Below are 14946 nucleotides of genomic sequence, written 5' to 3' on the forward strand. Positions count from 1 at the left end.
GCATAGCTGAAGGTTAAAAAACCCGGCGATTGGCTGGTTGGCTGTGCTATCTCTACATCTACTAATAAGTAAATAGTGGAGCAAAGCCGTGAGTCATCGCCTGTTCAAATGGAAATCCATATGGGTCTTTGCCTTGGTGCTAGTGGCCATCCAGGTTTTTGCCTGGCAGGAGGAAATGGCGGAATCCAGCACTAACCTGGAGGTCCGATTTGGCGCGGCTGCCGTAGTGGCACAGGTGGAGGTCATAGGTATTCACCGGGATGTAGACAGCGCGCTGTCGGAGCCGGGTGTCACGGCGATTTCAGGTTATGTCTATTCCGCGGTGCCAGGCCAGGTCTGGAAAGGTATTGTGGCGGACCAAATTACCTTTCGCCTGGGATTGGAATATTGCGACAAGAAGCTTGAAAAGGGCGAGCGCTATCTGATTTTTGCCAGGCTCGATAGCTACGGCAGGTTGCAGTTGCAGAGCTGTGATTCCGCGGTTGTTGAATCGGAGGCTGAGGCACTGTTGGCTGAGCTCAATGAATTCAGCTCCCAAGGCTGATTTCTCCAAAAGGCCACACTCATTAGAATATTCGGTTGTAAGTCGCGGGCCAGTTACAGCAATCCAGACTCTTCTGCGTAACCCCCGTGCCTTGAAGAACCCTCATGCCGGGTTATTCTTATCATTATTGGCGCCACCTTCTTTGGCCGATTGAAGTTGAACTTCCTTTGCTTCGGCGTCAAGAGGCTGCAAGGCCAGCGATTATCGCGCGGAAGTAGGTTCCCAGAACCCTGGGGGCTGGCCAAGCAAGAGCGCAATTCTTGTAACTGCCTGGGGTCGAGAGGTCGATATATGAAGAAGCTATTGATTCCACTGATCATCCTGCTGCTGATCATCGGATACTTTATGTCGCGTAGCGGCGAACATAAGGCCAAGGAAGCCTACGATTCGATGAACACTCCCAATAGTGAGCAGATGAATGACAGTTCCAAGCCACCTGGCAGCGGAAGTGATTCAACTACTCCCAACAGTACTACCACGCCACCAGACGGTATGGGTAACCCCGATGCACAGATGCCACAGGGCTCTGGGCAGACAGATCCAACACCGCCTGGGGGGAATGGCTCCAGCAGTGGGGAAGGCCCGGATACTATGGGGGCTGGATCGGGGGCTGGATCGACAGGGGATGCTGGCGCCGCGGGTGCTCTTCGTGGGCGTCCTGGTGAGCCTGGCGCAGAAGGGGACTCTGCAGATACGCCCAATGCAGGTTCAGATACCCCAGCGGGCAGCGTAGCGGAAGATGCCGCCAATGAGGCCCAGAAAGCTGTGGAAGGTGCAGACAATATGGATAGCACTACACCGGATGGCGATAGTGAGATGGATCAGGGCGTGGACAACAACGAAGACCAGCCCTAGTAAAAGGATTATTAGATACTCAGTTAATAAGGAGATATTGCGGGCCACCTATTGAGGCGGCCCGCAACCTGTGCAAAATGATCGAACATAAATGGCTACAGGGACATACCGTTTTACAGGTTCGGCCGCGTGGAAAATTTACCGCAGAGGATTTTCATCAGCTGGCAGAAAAAATAGATCCGATTATTCGCGAGCAGGGCAGGATAGAGGGTTTACTGATTGACGCTGAAGATTTTGCCGGCTGGGAAAATTTTGTCGCGATGGTCTCGCATTTTCGCTTTGTACATAATCACGAGAAGCATATCCAGAGGATTGCGGTGGTGTCAGACAACCCGGTTCTGAAATTTATGCCGCACCTGGTTTGCCATTTTATCAGTGCGGAGGTTCGGCCTTTCCCCCTAAATGATTATCCTGAAGCCCTGGCATGGTTAAAAAATCCGGGTTAGCATCGCGCACCGTTTAACTGTTATATGGAGTGCCGGTGAGTCCAGTCTTGGCCATTATTGCGACGACTTCCGCAGACCTGCCCAACGCCCAGGAATTATCCAGTCAACTCAACCTTCCCTGTTTGGGTGTTGCTTCCCCCAGCGAAATTAATGAGGTTCCCCAAGTATTAGCTTGTGGAGAGCAGTTGCAACTCTGTGCGACCGGGCGCAAAGCACCGGGGCCAGTTTCTGTTGATTTCGTTGGTGGGGCTTTGGCGCACCGACGCAAATATGGTGGGGGTAAAGCCCAGCCGGTTGCCAAGGCCGTGGGTTTGCGCCCTGGTTTTTACCCTCGCGTGTTGGATGCCACTGCCGGGTTGGGACGTGATGCTTTTGTGTTGGCGACTCTGGGCTGCGAAGTGAAGATGCTTGAGCGCAATCCGGTTGTACGCTTGCTCCTTCAGGATGGTTTGCGGCGATTGCAAGAGGCTGCCACTGCCGACCCGGAATTGGCCGCCATTGTTGGGCTTTTATCTCTGGCCGATGATGTTGCACCGGCCGCAGACTGGCTGGCCCAGCAGAGTGAGGAATCTTGGCCGATTGTTTATCTGGACCCCATGTTTCCGCCCCGGGGCAAAAGTGCCAAGGTAAAAAAAGAGATGGTGGCTTTTCATCATCTGGTTGGAGAGGACCTGGATGCGGACGATCTGCTAGAGCCAGCACTCAGGGCCTGTTATTACCGCACTGTGGTCAAACGGCCCAAGCTGGCACCATATCTTGCAGATAAAAAGCCAATGCTTTCTTTTGAAGGGAAGTCAGGGCGTTTCGATATTTACACCAAGCACGGTGTGCCGGGGTAATAGGCGGATTTTAAATAGAGTTGGCACCTACTAGTATTTTTGGATTTTCTACACCTTAAGTCATTGTCTAGCTTATCTACACTGGCAGATAGTCATTCGCTAAGTGCCTAATCCGATAGAGTGGAGGGGTAGCTGTGAGGCGTAACATCGACGAATCGCAGCAGCCAGATATATCCAACCGTAAAATATTCTCTGCCAGCGCTCTAGGCTTTCTCACCGCGGCAACGATCGTAACCAGCCTTCGCAATTTGCCCATGATGGCGCAGGAGGAGATGACGATGTTTTTCTACATCGGCATTTCCGCCCTTTTATTTTTGATTCCGGCAGGACTGGTGGCAGCCGAACTGGGCAGTGCTTTCTCCGACCGCACTGGCGGTGTTTATACCTGGGTGGGAGAGGCTTTTACGCCCAAGATGGGTTTTGTCGCTATTTGGTTGCAATGGGTGGAGTGTGTGGTCTGGTATCCCACCGAGTTGGGGTTTGCCGCAGCCGCTATTGCTTATGCGCTCGGAGAGCAGAATCTCGCCAGTAATACCTACTATATCGGCGGCTTCTGTATAGTTGCCTACCTTATCGCCACTGCTGTCGCCCTTTCGGGAACCAGGTTTCTGGTGGTAGTCACCAAGTATGGATTCCTGGTGGGCACACTAATGCCTTGTTTGATTCTTATTGCCTTGGCAGTGGGCTGGGTGGTGATGGGAAACCCCTTGGGCTGGGAAACCGCTACCGACCCGGCTGTAGCCGTAAGGGAAGATGGGCAAGTACATCCGCGCTGGTTTCCCCATATTACCGGTCTCGGTGCTGTAGCCTTTCTTGGAGGGATACTGCTCTCTTTCGCTGGAATTGAGGCCCAGGCCAGCCATGTCTCAGAAATGCCCAACGCCCGCCGTGGTTATCCGGTTGTTATTGGCATTGCCGCTGTCGTTTCTTTTCTGATCTTTACGCTTGGGGCGCTCGCCATTTCTGCCATCCTTCCCTATCAACAGATATCTATAGAAACCGGGTTATTCACAGCGTTTGGTCAGGGGTTTTCCGAGTTGCTGGGTATCGGTTGGCCGGTTCAGGTTCTGGCGGGATTAATTGCTTACGGTGCCCTCGGGGGAGCCCTGGCTTGGTTAGCCGGTCCCAGCAGAGCACTATTGGCCACCGCCCAGGATGGCATGCTGCCCCCCTGGTTTCAGCGGGAAAATGCTCGCGGCGTACAGAAAAATATCCTTTACGCCCAATGCTTGATTGTCTTGCTCATCTCATCGATTTATATCCTGGTGGATAATGTATCGACCGCCTTTGTTTTGATCTCGGTTATGGCGATAAGCCTGTATATCATTATGTACTTAATGATGTTTGCTGCGGTTATCCGTTTGCGCTACACCCAGCCAGACCTTCCCAGGGGTTTTAAAATTCCCGGTGGAATCACCGGCGTTTGGATTACTGCAGGCACTGGCATGGCCGCAGTTTCTTTTGCGCTGTTGGTGTCCTTTTTTCCTCCTCAGCAGCTGTCAGTGAGTGACCCCAGACTGTATGTAGCTTTGGTCTTTTCTGGGATTGTTATTACGGTGACTATTCCGCTATTTATTTTCTACTGGCGTAAGCCATCCTGGCGTAAAGAGGGTGGGCATAAGCAGCAATCTTTTTCAGACATTAACGAGTGACAAGGAGGTCGGTCGTGAAGCAAAAGTCGCCATTCGATATGTTTTTCGATGAATACAATGAGGATATCCCCGAGGATCATTTCCCCAGGGGGAGTATCTCTGCGCATGCGGCGGAAGCGATTGTTACCAGTGAGACCTGGTCTGATGCCAAGCCGGCCATGAATCTTTCTTCTTTTGTCACTACATTTACCGAGCCAGAAGCTTTCGATGTCGCTAAAAAACATTACCTGAAAAATTATATCGACCACGATATGTATCCGCAGTTATTTGCTATGGAAGCGCGTATGGTGCGCTGGCTGCATCAACTGTGGAATGGCCCTAAAGGAGTGGAGCCCTATGGCGCTGCAACTATAGGTTCCTCCGAGGCTTGTATGTTGGCGGGATTGGCCCATAAATGGAACTGGCGCAAAAAGAGAGAGAAGGCCGGCAGGGAGGCTTCCAAGCCAAACCTGGTTACCGGGGCCAATGTTCAAATTGTCTGGGAAAAATTTATGCGCTATTTCGATGTGGAGCCGCGCATAGCAGCCCTAAAGCCTGGGCATTACCGCTTTAATAGCGAGCATCTGGATGAGCTGGTAGATGAAAATACCATCGCGGTGGTGGCGATTGCCGGGCAGACTTTCACTGGAGAAGACGACGCCTTTCGCGCTATCCATAATTGGTTAGACCGCTACCAGCAGAAAACAGGTCATGATATCCCAATGCATATTGATGGTGCCTCTGGGGGATTTGTGAACCCGTTCTTATACCCCAACTACCACTGGGATTTTCGCCTGCCGCGGGTGAAATCTATTAATGCGTCGGGGCATAAGTTTGGCTTGGTGCCACCGGGGCTGGGCTGGGTGATTTTTCGCGAGCGTTCCGTATTTGATGAAGATCTGATGTTTTATGTCAATTACCTGGGGGGAGAGATGCCCACGGCTACTTTGAACTTCAGCAGGAATGCATCACCGGTTGCCTATCAATACTACAACTTTATTCGTCTTGGTTTTGAAGGTTATAGAGATATTATGCAGCACACTTTGGCGAATGCGCAGCTATTACGCCATCGTTTAGTAAAAAGTGGCTACTTCGAAATTATGAATAAAACCCAGCGTATACCTGTAGTGTCAATGACCCTGAATTCTAAATATACCAATTTCAATGAATACGATATATCTGACAAGGTACGTGAACGCGGCTGGGTGCTATCCGCCTATTCCATGCCGCCTAATGCTCAATCGGTAAATTGCTTGCGTATTGTAGTGCGCCCACACCTTAATCTGAATGCGATTGAAGGCCTTGCCGAGGATATTATCCATGCGTGTGAGTGGCTAGAGCAGCATGGGGGGAATGCCACCCCACCGAAATTGCATGATCCTCATAAGGTAGCGGCGAGTAAATGTTAAGAATTTGAGATATCTCTGTAATGAATGTTTAAATAATCGATGAGTAAAAAAGTAGAGCGACTTAAATTGTTCTGCAGAGAAGATTGAATTCAAGGGTAAACCCTGTGGAAAGGTGTGTGCTGAACAGCGACTTGCAGGAACCGGAAGGCCCGGTCTGTTTGCCTGACGGCCAGATATTCGTTGCTGAAATGTCGAGCGCACGGAATTGTGTTAGTCGCATTGATATACATGGAGGATATCGCCAGGTCGGCCATCCCGGCTGGCGGCCCAATGGAATGGCGATCGATGGCGATAGCAATTTTTGGATAGCGGGAGGCGGGGGGAAAAAGCTGGTACGCATGAGGCCCGATGGAACAGTCCTCAATACTTATGAGGGGCCTGCAGGTCGCACCTATCTTTGGCCCAATGACCTGGTATTTAGTCAAAATGGTTTGCTGTATATGACGGACTCTGGCATTGACCCGGATAGCTTCGTTGAGGGGCAGGCAATCCGGCCTGACTTCCGAAAGTGTGATTATGATGGGCGGGTATTTGAAATTGACCCTAGTAATGGCCGCGTATTGCGCTTAGTAGATACGGGTTTGTTATTCCCAAATGGCATTGCATTTGATGCCGATGACTTACTGTATGTGGCAGAAACCCTAACAGGAAATATCTATCGCTACGATCTAAGCTCCTCAGCCCTCGGTGCCCCTGAGCTATTTGGCAATGTTAACCTGGGATCACCAGAAGAATTTATTGGGCCTGATGGAATGGCTTTTGGTGATGATGGCCGGCTTTACTGTGCCGTATTTGGTCAGGGTGATGTGAGTGTTTTAGATCACGATGGGAGGGTGGCTGAGCGCATTCCGACTTGCGGGAAGCGCCCCACCAATATCGCTTTTTGTGAAGATCAAAAGGGTGGGGCAGTGGTGACAGTTTTAGATGCTGGTTGTTTGGAATGGCTGGGCCTGTCCTGCCGAGGTAGAGAACTCTATCGTCCTAAGATACAAGATTTGTCTAGGGGACAATAAATTTTAATAATGAAACAGTGGGGTTGATTGGTCTTAGCTGCTAAATTTCCTTGGTCAATGTGACTGCCCTTCACATTTGAGTCTTGCTCAGGGTCAATAGCCTGTGATTCTCTCATTTCTTCTCGAAGGTTATCGATTCACCTGAGTGGGCTTTGTATAACCATTTCAAAAATTTTATTTTCTTATTTTAAATTGGTGTGCTGTTTTCTGTTGTCCCCATTATTTAGTTTCTTGTTGCTTGTTTGGGTGATGCAGGATGTGCAGGCTATTAAAAATGTGACTGTCTAGTGTTTATGAGTCGTGATTTTTTTGAGTGTGGCTGTATAAATATTTGAACTTTTTTTGCACATTTTGATGCATTTTTTTTAAAACTATTTTCCTATTTATTGCGTTGATTTGGTTGTTTTTATCTTTATCGCCATCTTATTGAAATTGCTTCCCGTTTTTTATTGACCGAAAAGTCAAAATAAATTTCAAGTCAGATTTTTGGTTTGTTTAAAAAATGTGCGACCTCTATACTCCGCGCTTCCTCGGGAGCAGTGTATTTAAAGGGGTGTGCTGTGACCTGAGGATGCTTATTTTTAAGAGGTTTTAGTTAGAAAATAATACTTCTAAAGCGTAGTTATAAGGTATAAGTCTCCATTTTTTGCCTTGATAGATTGAATCCCTGTTGATGTCTTTGTAGAGATATTTATGCGTATTTCGTTGTTTTTTCTGTTGGCTTTTTGTGCCGCTTTCTCTTCTAAAGTAGTTGCAGCTACGGGGATTCAAAAAAATGGATATACCATTTATCAGGGTGATATCGACGATGATGGCCGTGAAGACTTATACTTTGAGTATAATCGCCCATTAGTTCTTTTACATGGAGATATAGTTACCCCTCTGGTAATGCCGCAGTTACCTAATTTTGTCTTGTACTTAAACAAGGACAAGGAAAGTTATGAAGATCCGGTAGAGACGACTCTTACCGATTTGGAAGTTGCCAATCTTCAAAAATTAGAAAAAAACCTTTCCTTATTTGGCGATTTTAATGGTGACGGTGCAACAGATTTGCTCCTTCTTTCCTCTATGCCTCTGATTATTCATGCACAGGGAAATGGCTTGCCAGCGCTTATTCAAACTCTCTCCACCGATAACAGTGATGACACAATAGCTTATGCGGCAGCAATCCTCGCCAGTGTAGGGGCCGACTCTATTGTGATACAGGATAAAAATGAAGATGGCAGAGAAGATATCACTGCGGGGGACTTTGTTTTTCATGCAGACGAATCCGGTGCTTTTGGTGAATATTCCACTCCAGTCACTATCCAATCGCCCAATATGGCTGGTGCTTCTGGTGGTCAATTCCGGGTCAATGAATCCGGTGCCGCAACCTACTCCTTCCCAATCGCAACTGCCGCAGGTACAGCGGGAGTTGTACCAGAAATTTCACTGAACTATAGCAGTGGTGGTGGCAACGGCCTGGTTGGTAAAGGTTGGGCTATCGGTGGCCTTTCTGGGGTTTCCCGCTGCCGCCAGACATTATCAATTGATGGTAATGTTCGGCCTATTAGCTGGACCGAATCCGATCGATTCTGCTTAGATGGTCAGCGCCTAATACAGGTTAGTGGATCTCAATATGGCGCAGTTGGTGCAATATATAAAACTGAGATGGATTCTTTTGCCACAGTCACATCAATAGGTGGCAGCCTTGGTAAGCCGTCTTATTTTAAGGTGGAGCGCAAAGATGGATCAATCAGTTACTATGGTAATAGCAGTGATTCTAAGCAGCTTGCAGGGAGCAATGTACTCACTTGGGCCCAGAGTCGTTTTGAGGATAGTGTTGGTAACCCAATCGAGTTTTTATATGAAGGTGATTCGGAGTCAGGGCACCGAGTACGGTCTATCCGCTATGCTTATGGTTCGGGTTCCTATGAAGCGGAAGTAGAATTTTTCTATGAAGATCGCCCTGAGCACCTTCGAGGCTATACCGCAGGCTATGAACTTAAAACTACTAAGCGCCTGGATAAAATCACCTCCAGCTCTAATGGTAAAGTAATTCGTGAGTACAATCTGGGGTATAACCCAGTCTTACCCTTTGTGCCCAGTGAAAAATATAATGATCGAACTTCCTTACTGACATCCTTACAGGAATGTGTAGGTTCTAGTTGCCTTCCCGCGATCAGCTTCGAATGGTTACAGGCGCCGTGGTACCAATTTGGAGAGAAGTCAGAAGCTATCGATTTCTCACCCACAAAGCACCGTTTTCTATCTGATTATAAATATGCAGATTTTGATGGCGATGGTAAGCAGGATATCGTTTGGATCGAAGGGTACGCTGATGACGGCAGCGATACGGATATTCGTGTTAAATATGCCCTTTCATATGGCTCAGTTTTTTTAAAACAGAACTTCACTGGCGGCGTGTTTACTTCTGAATACTTTACCGGTGCCAATGTTGGTGAGGGGTTCGCTATCCGGGTATTGGATATTAACGGTGATGGCCGCCATGATCTGGCCATATATGATCCACGCTCTAATTATAATTACCCTGCTGGGGTCTGGCTTGTCTACCCGAGTCGTTACGATACCGAGAGCAAGCGCTGGAAATTAGATTCCAGACCAATTAATACCCACAGAACCAATAAAGATGCAATCTTTGCCGACTTTAACGGTGATGGCCTGGCAGATTATATTTCTGTTAGCTACAGCAGCAGTTCTGGAGCAAAAGTTAATGTTCGCTTAATGGAGCCTGCGGACAAACCGCTTTCCTCTATTCGATACTATGAATTTAGTGATGAATACACCAGTTATCCACTGAATATTTCTGGCGCGGCCAGCATGAAGGCTAGCGGACGTGTGCCAGATACCCTGGGGGATTTTAATGGTGATGGCGCCATGGATATCCTGGTGGCAACTTCAGCTGGGTTTGAAGCTGCGGTATTTGATCAAGAGACAAAGGAGTTCCGCTCTATTGGTGTGCTCTCGACGACGAATACTTCAAAAAGCCCTATTGCGATAGATATTAATAGTGATGGCCTCACGGATATTGCCTACCCTGGAAATTCCGGTAGTTTTTATAGCAAGCTCAGCACTGGCACAGGCTTTAAGGATCTGGGGTACCTTGGAAGCAGTAGGGGCTCTTTTGTAGACCTGAATAACGATGGTTATCAGGATTTTATCTGGCCGGTTTCTTCTCCCTGGAATGATGTGAAAGTTCGCTACTTTGATCAAAATACTGGCGAATTTATTGACTCTTCCGATAGCAGACCTTTTGACCATCTCTCTGACTGCTCAGGTAGTGCTACCTATTGTGGCACTATAGCTTCTAATGACATGATATGGTTTGCGGACACGAATGGCGATGGAGAGGCCGATTATCACCGCTATGATGCCTCTAGTGGTATCGTTTACACCCGCCTGGATAATACCCGCGATTCTCAATATAAGAATATTCCGCGCAATGTAATTAATAAGATTGACAATGGTCTTGGTAATATTACCAATATCACTTATCAAAATATGCGGCGCGATGAGATTTACACCCGCTTGGATGTAGAAACGGAAGGCAGTAGCGCTGCTTTCTATACCGCACTCAATGGCGATTGGGATTTACCTGCGGATAGCCATACTTTAGGTAAAGATAAGCCGGTATTGGATATTCTGAGTCCCATGTACCTGGTTGCTAAGGTGGAGAGTTCTGCTCCTGCTGCCGCCGCCTCACCAGGTTCTGTAGACCAATCCGCCCTTAGTTCAGTGTCCTACCACTACCATCAGATGAAACTCCAGGCCGCTGGCCGGGGTATGTTGGGTTTCCAGAAAATCAGCACTACCGATAACCAAACCGGCGTAGTGACGGAAACCACCTACCGCCAGGACTTCCCCTTTGTAGGCATGCCGCTAAAGACCGAAACCCGCACTGCCGAAGGGCAATTGCTAAGCCGGGCGAGCAACAATTGGCGTCTACAGGGCTGGAATGGTAGCGGGAAACCACTGCCGCCTTATCAACCTTATATTTATCAAGCGGTGGAAGAAACTTTTGACCTGAAGGATGCCGGTAGCACCCAGGGAGAACTGCTGCAAAGCGTTACCACCACAAACAGCTACGATGCCTATGGCAATGCGCTCAGTATCGACGTTGTCACAAAAGACGGCATCTCCGGCGACCAGTTTGTTAAGAAAACGGAAAATACCTATGGCAGCAGTGTCTGGGAAAAAGAAAAGGGTCGCCTAACTGCAGCAAAGGTGACCAGTACTCGCCCGGGTATGCCCAGCCATGTCCGCGAATCAGCCTTTACTTATTATGCATCGGGTGTGCTCAACGGCCTTTTAAAAACCGAGGTTATTGAGCCTAATAAGCCAGAATACAAGCAGACTACCGCTTATGAGTATGACAATTTTGGCAACGTTAATAAGAAGACGGTAACTGCTCCCGGCGAAGCCGCTCGTAGTGCAAGAACGGTGTATGACCTTTCCGGCCGCTATGTGTTTGAAAGCTACAATGCCCTCGATCACCTAACCGAAAGGGTGGTTTCCCGCAATCACTTTGGCGCACCGCTGGAAGTGAAGGGGATGAATGGGCTGGAAACCGGGTTTGCCTACGATAAGTTCGGCCGTGAAACCATCAGTCAGAGTAATACCGGCGCGGATAAACTGACGGACTATGAGCGCTGTGTTATCGCCTGTCCGGCCGGTGCACAATATATGGTGACCACTCATAGCAGTACCGGTAGCTGGAGTAGGGAATACTTCGACGCACTGGGGCGCTCTATACGGACTGAAACCAAGGGCTTCAACAGTAAAATCTATACCGATAAAGAATACGATAACCTGGGCCGCGTGAAGTTTGCCAGTGAGCCTTATTTCTCTGGTGATACCCGCCTATGGTCCAAAATGGAGTATGACCTGCTCGGCCGCCCAAGCCGTGTCACTGCGCCTGATGACTCTGTGTCCAGTATGACTTATAGCGGCCTAAAGACGATCACCACCAATGATAAAGGCCAGCAAAAAACTGAGATCAAAAATGTGGCTGGTGAGTTGGTAGAAGTCATCGATGCGATCGATGGCCGCCTCACCTACGAATATGACAGTCAGGGTAATCTGCATAAAGCCAAATCCTGGGGTAAAACCAATGCTTCCGGTGCTCATATCGACGAAGGCGATGGTCTTAGTTATCCCATTGTGGTCACAATCGAATATGACGACCTTGGCCGCAAAGTCCGTATGGACGATCCCGATAAGGGAGAGTGGCACTACGAATATACCGGCTTTGGTGAGCTGAAAAAGCAAACCAATGCAAATGGCCACACCGTAGAGTTAACCTACGACCAATTGGGCAGACAGTCCACGCGTATCGAAAAGTCTAAAGGCGCTAGTGCCCCCACTAGCGATGTTATCTGGTTGTATGACACTGCCACTAATGGTTTAGGCCAAGTGGAAATGATAACGGACAGTGTCTCCGGTTATGAGGCCTTGTATCAGTATGACCAGGTAGGCCGAAATCATATCCAGGCGGTGGATTTTGATGGGGCTGGTGCGCAACCTTCTTATATCACCACTACAAAATTTGATGGCCATGGCCGTGTTGAATACAACTACGATGCTTTAGCCAAAATGCTTGATGACAATAAGTCTGGTACTCAGAATTTCTACAATGCCTATGGATACCTCTACAAGGTGGTAGATCTGGCCACAGGGGACCTGATTCAAGAGGTGAAAGCCCAGACTGCTCGCGGCCAACTGAAAGAGCAGCTATTGGGTAACGGCGCAACGTCTAATTTTACTTACGAAGCTGCCAGTGGCCGCCTAACAAGCCAGACCTCTACGGTATTGGGAACCTTTGGTATTCAAAACATCAGCTACCAGTGGGATACCCTCGGCAATCTCACCAGCCGTCACAACCAGAGCGGAAGCAAGGATCTGCGTGAGAGCTTCTGCTATGACAAGCTCAACCGTTTGATTAAAACCCACATAGGTAGCAGCAACGTCAACTGTACTGGACTAAGTACGTCTGAACAGGATATCCGCTACAACGCCATCGGTAATATCACTTACAAAGCCGGCGTAGGGGACTATATCTACGGTGAAAATGGCGCCGGCCCCCATGCGGTGACAACCGCTGGAGGCGTTAGCTATAACTATGACCTCAATGGCAATATGACCTCCGATGGTTTTGACGGTGGCCGCACTATTAGCTACACCACCTTCGATAAAGCCTCCCTGATTAAAAAGGGAAATAACACCACTGAGTTCCTCTATGGCCCCAGCCACAGTCGCTATTACCGCAAGGATACCAATAGCAGTAATGGCGAGGTGACAGAGACCTGGTATATCGGCGGTATCGAGCGTATCCAGAAGTCCAGCAAGCCCAATGAGATTGAGTGGAAGCGTCACCTGGTGGGTACGGCGGTCTATACCGTAAAAACTGACAAGGAATTCAAGGTACTCTCGACCGATAAGCTGTTCCTCTACAAGGACCACCTGGGTTCCATGGACCTGATTACCGATAAAACCGGTAAGGTGGTGCAGGAAATGTCCTTCGATGCCTGGGGGCAGCGCCGCAACAGTGCCAATTGGAATGCGTTATCCCTGACTGCACTTTCAAACTTCGATCACAGCCGTACCACCCGTGGTTACACCGGCCATGAAATGCTGGATGAGGTGGGGCTGATTCATATGAATGGCCGTATCTACGATCCGCGTTTGGGGCGCTTTATGCAGGCGGACCTCATTATTGATGGTGAGCTAAATACCCAAGGTTATAACCGGTATAGTTACGGGAAAAATAGTCCCCTTAGCGGCGTTGATCCAAGTGGTTACGGATTTTTCTCCGAGGTATTTGATGACATCTTAGGTATTACTGAGAGCTCAATTCTTAATGCTGTTGCCCAAGCTGCTGCTTGTTATTATGGTGGCCCAGCGGGTTGTGCTGCCTACGCAGCGGCATCTGCTAAAGGACATGGAGCATCTTGGGGGGATGCATTTAAAGCAGGAGCTATAGCTTATGTTTCGGCCTACGCATTTGGAGAAATTGGTGCAGGTTATGAGGCAGGTGCCATTTCCTTGGGTGAAGCAGCTTTCTATACTGGGTTAGTGAGCGGCACAATGAATGTTTTACAGGGTGGAAAATTTGGGCATGGTTTTGTTTCAGCTGGAGTATCTACTGCTGCCGGCCCATTAGTAGGGAATATTGGTAATAGTGCTGGGAAATTTGTTGTTGGTGCAGTAGTTGGTGGCACAGTTACCAAATTAACAGGTGGTAAGTTTGCAAATGGAGCGGTGACTACTGCGTTCCAGGCTGTTATTGCTGCCGCAGTCTCCGGAAGTCGGAATCGTCCTGGATTTACTGAGGGCGGTGTGGAGGTTGATTACAGTCAACTTGAAACGGTGGAAGATTACCAATTGGTCGATGACCACCTGAGTTCTTTGAATGGGGACTTATCTGTAAATCAGAGTTCACTTGCGTTAGCGCGGACTGAGATTGGTTTCAGGTATACCAGATTGGGGCTCACTTCCTCTTCAATAACTTCCAGTGAAGTTGCTTGGGGAGCATTTAATCATCACTTTTATCGAGATCAGCGAAAGATTGCTATTGGTGGCGCAGGTATTCTCTGTGGTGGTTTTTTCTCAGCCTGTACTACTGCATTAAATTATTATGGTTATGCTCAGCTGGGAAAATCCACTTATGATTTTGCTACTGCCCCTTCTGTGGGGAATGGGTATCGCTTTGGTGTAAGTGTTACTAGGGAAATTTTTACAGCAATGGCCCATCAGGGTGCGCCAGCGCCAATCAAGCCTATTATTTGGTTTAATGCAGCTGTTGGTGAGGCGGCGGGGAAGGTTCCAGTTGAATAATGAAAGAAAAGTCCGGGAAATTATTTTAATTTTCAGTACTGCTTTGGCCCTCGTTCCTGCTTGGGTTGTAGGGTTGGTGGGATTTGAAGTTGATATATTTTTTCGAGCAGTATTTATCTCTTTTGCTCTGATTTTAGGGCTTAAGGTGTACGATATACTTGGTGTATATGAGTTTAAGAAAAGATCTATGAAATATGGGTTTATATTTTCTGCTGCTATTTCAATTATTTTATATCAATTCTTGAGGGATGGATTTGGCGGGCTTACAGGGAGGGAGTGGTTTGTTGTGGTTTCATTTTTTCCATTAATTGTTGTTTTGCTTATTGAGAGGATGGTTTCTCAAGGGGGCTAGATGGGGGTGTGCTTGGGGTGGGGT

Annotated in this window: 9 protein-coding genes; all 9 read left to right on the plus strand. The window is 48.3% G+C overall.

What is annotated here, in order from left to right; translation table 11 throughout:
- Positions 1 to 88 precede the first annotated feature (88 nt).
- The 9 genes from ACJJIB_RS10660 (at position 89) to ACJJIB_RS10700 (ending at position 14922) form a co-directional block, all read left to right on the plus strand.
- Complete coding sequence (locus ACJJIB_RS10660) at positions 89 to 544, plus strand: hypothetical protein (RefSeq protein ID WP_444888869.1); 456 nt, start codon at positions 89 to 91, stop codon at positions 542 to 544.
- A gap of 291 nt (positions 545 to 835) precedes the next feature.
- Positions 836 to 1399: a hypothetical protein gene (locus ACJJIB_RS10665; RefSeq protein ID WP_444888870.1), complete on the plus strand. Its 564-nt coding sequence runs from the start codon at positions 836 to 838 to the stop codon at positions 1397 to 1399.
- Between the two features lie 77 nt (positions 1400 to 1476).
- Complete coding sequence (locus ACJJIB_RS10670) at positions 1477 to 1845, plus strand: SpoIIAA family protein (protein ID WP_252085700.1); 369 nt, start codon at positions 1477 to 1479, stop codon at positions 1843 to 1845.
- Between the two features lie 35 nt (positions 1846 to 1880).
- A complete protein-coding gene (locus ACJJIB_RS10675) occupies positions 1881 to 2684 on the plus strand; it encodes a class I SAM-dependent methyltransferase (protein WP_444888871.1) in 804 nt (267 codons plus the stop codon).
- A gap of 134 nt (positions 2685 to 2818) precedes the next feature.
- Positions 2819 to 4336, plus strand: coding sequence for an amino acid permease (locus ACJJIB_RS10680; RefSeq protein WP_444888872.1), 1518 nt, complete (start codon positions 2819 to 2821; stop codon positions 4334 to 4336).
- A gap of 14 nt (positions 4337 to 4350) precedes the next feature.
- Positions 4351 to 5724 carry a glutamate decarboxylase gene (gad, locus tag ACJJIB_RS10685; RefSeq protein ID WP_444888873.1) on the plus strand — a complete coding sequence of 458 codons (1374 nt, stop codon included), beginning with the start codon at positions 4351 to 4353 and terminating at the stop codon, positions 5722 to 5724.
- Between the two features lie 116 nt (positions 5725 to 5840).
- Positions 5841 to 6737, plus strand: a complete 897-nt coding sequence (locus ACJJIB_RS10690) for an SMP-30/gluconolactonase/LRE family protein (protein WP_444888874.1) — start codon at positions 5841 to 5843, stop codon at positions 6735 to 6737.
- 693 nt (positions 6738 to 7430) lie between these two features.
- On the plus strand, positions 7431 to 14570 hold the full coding sequence (locus ACJJIB_RS10695) for an FG-GAP-like repeat-containing protein (RefSeq protein WP_444888875.1): 7140 nt from the start codon (positions 7431 to 7433) through the stop codon (positions 14568 to 14570).
- Entirely contained in the window at positions 14563 to 14922 is a 360-nt protein-coding gene (locus tag ACJJIB_RS10700; protein ID WP_444888876.1) for a hypothetical protein, read from the plus strand. Before ACJJIB_RS10695 ends, ACJJIB_RS10700 begins: the two co-directional genes overlap by 8 nt.
- Positions 14923 to 14946 lie beyond the last annotated feature (24 nt).

The organism is Microbulbifer mixtoriginis (SeqCode), from assembly GCF_052467705.1.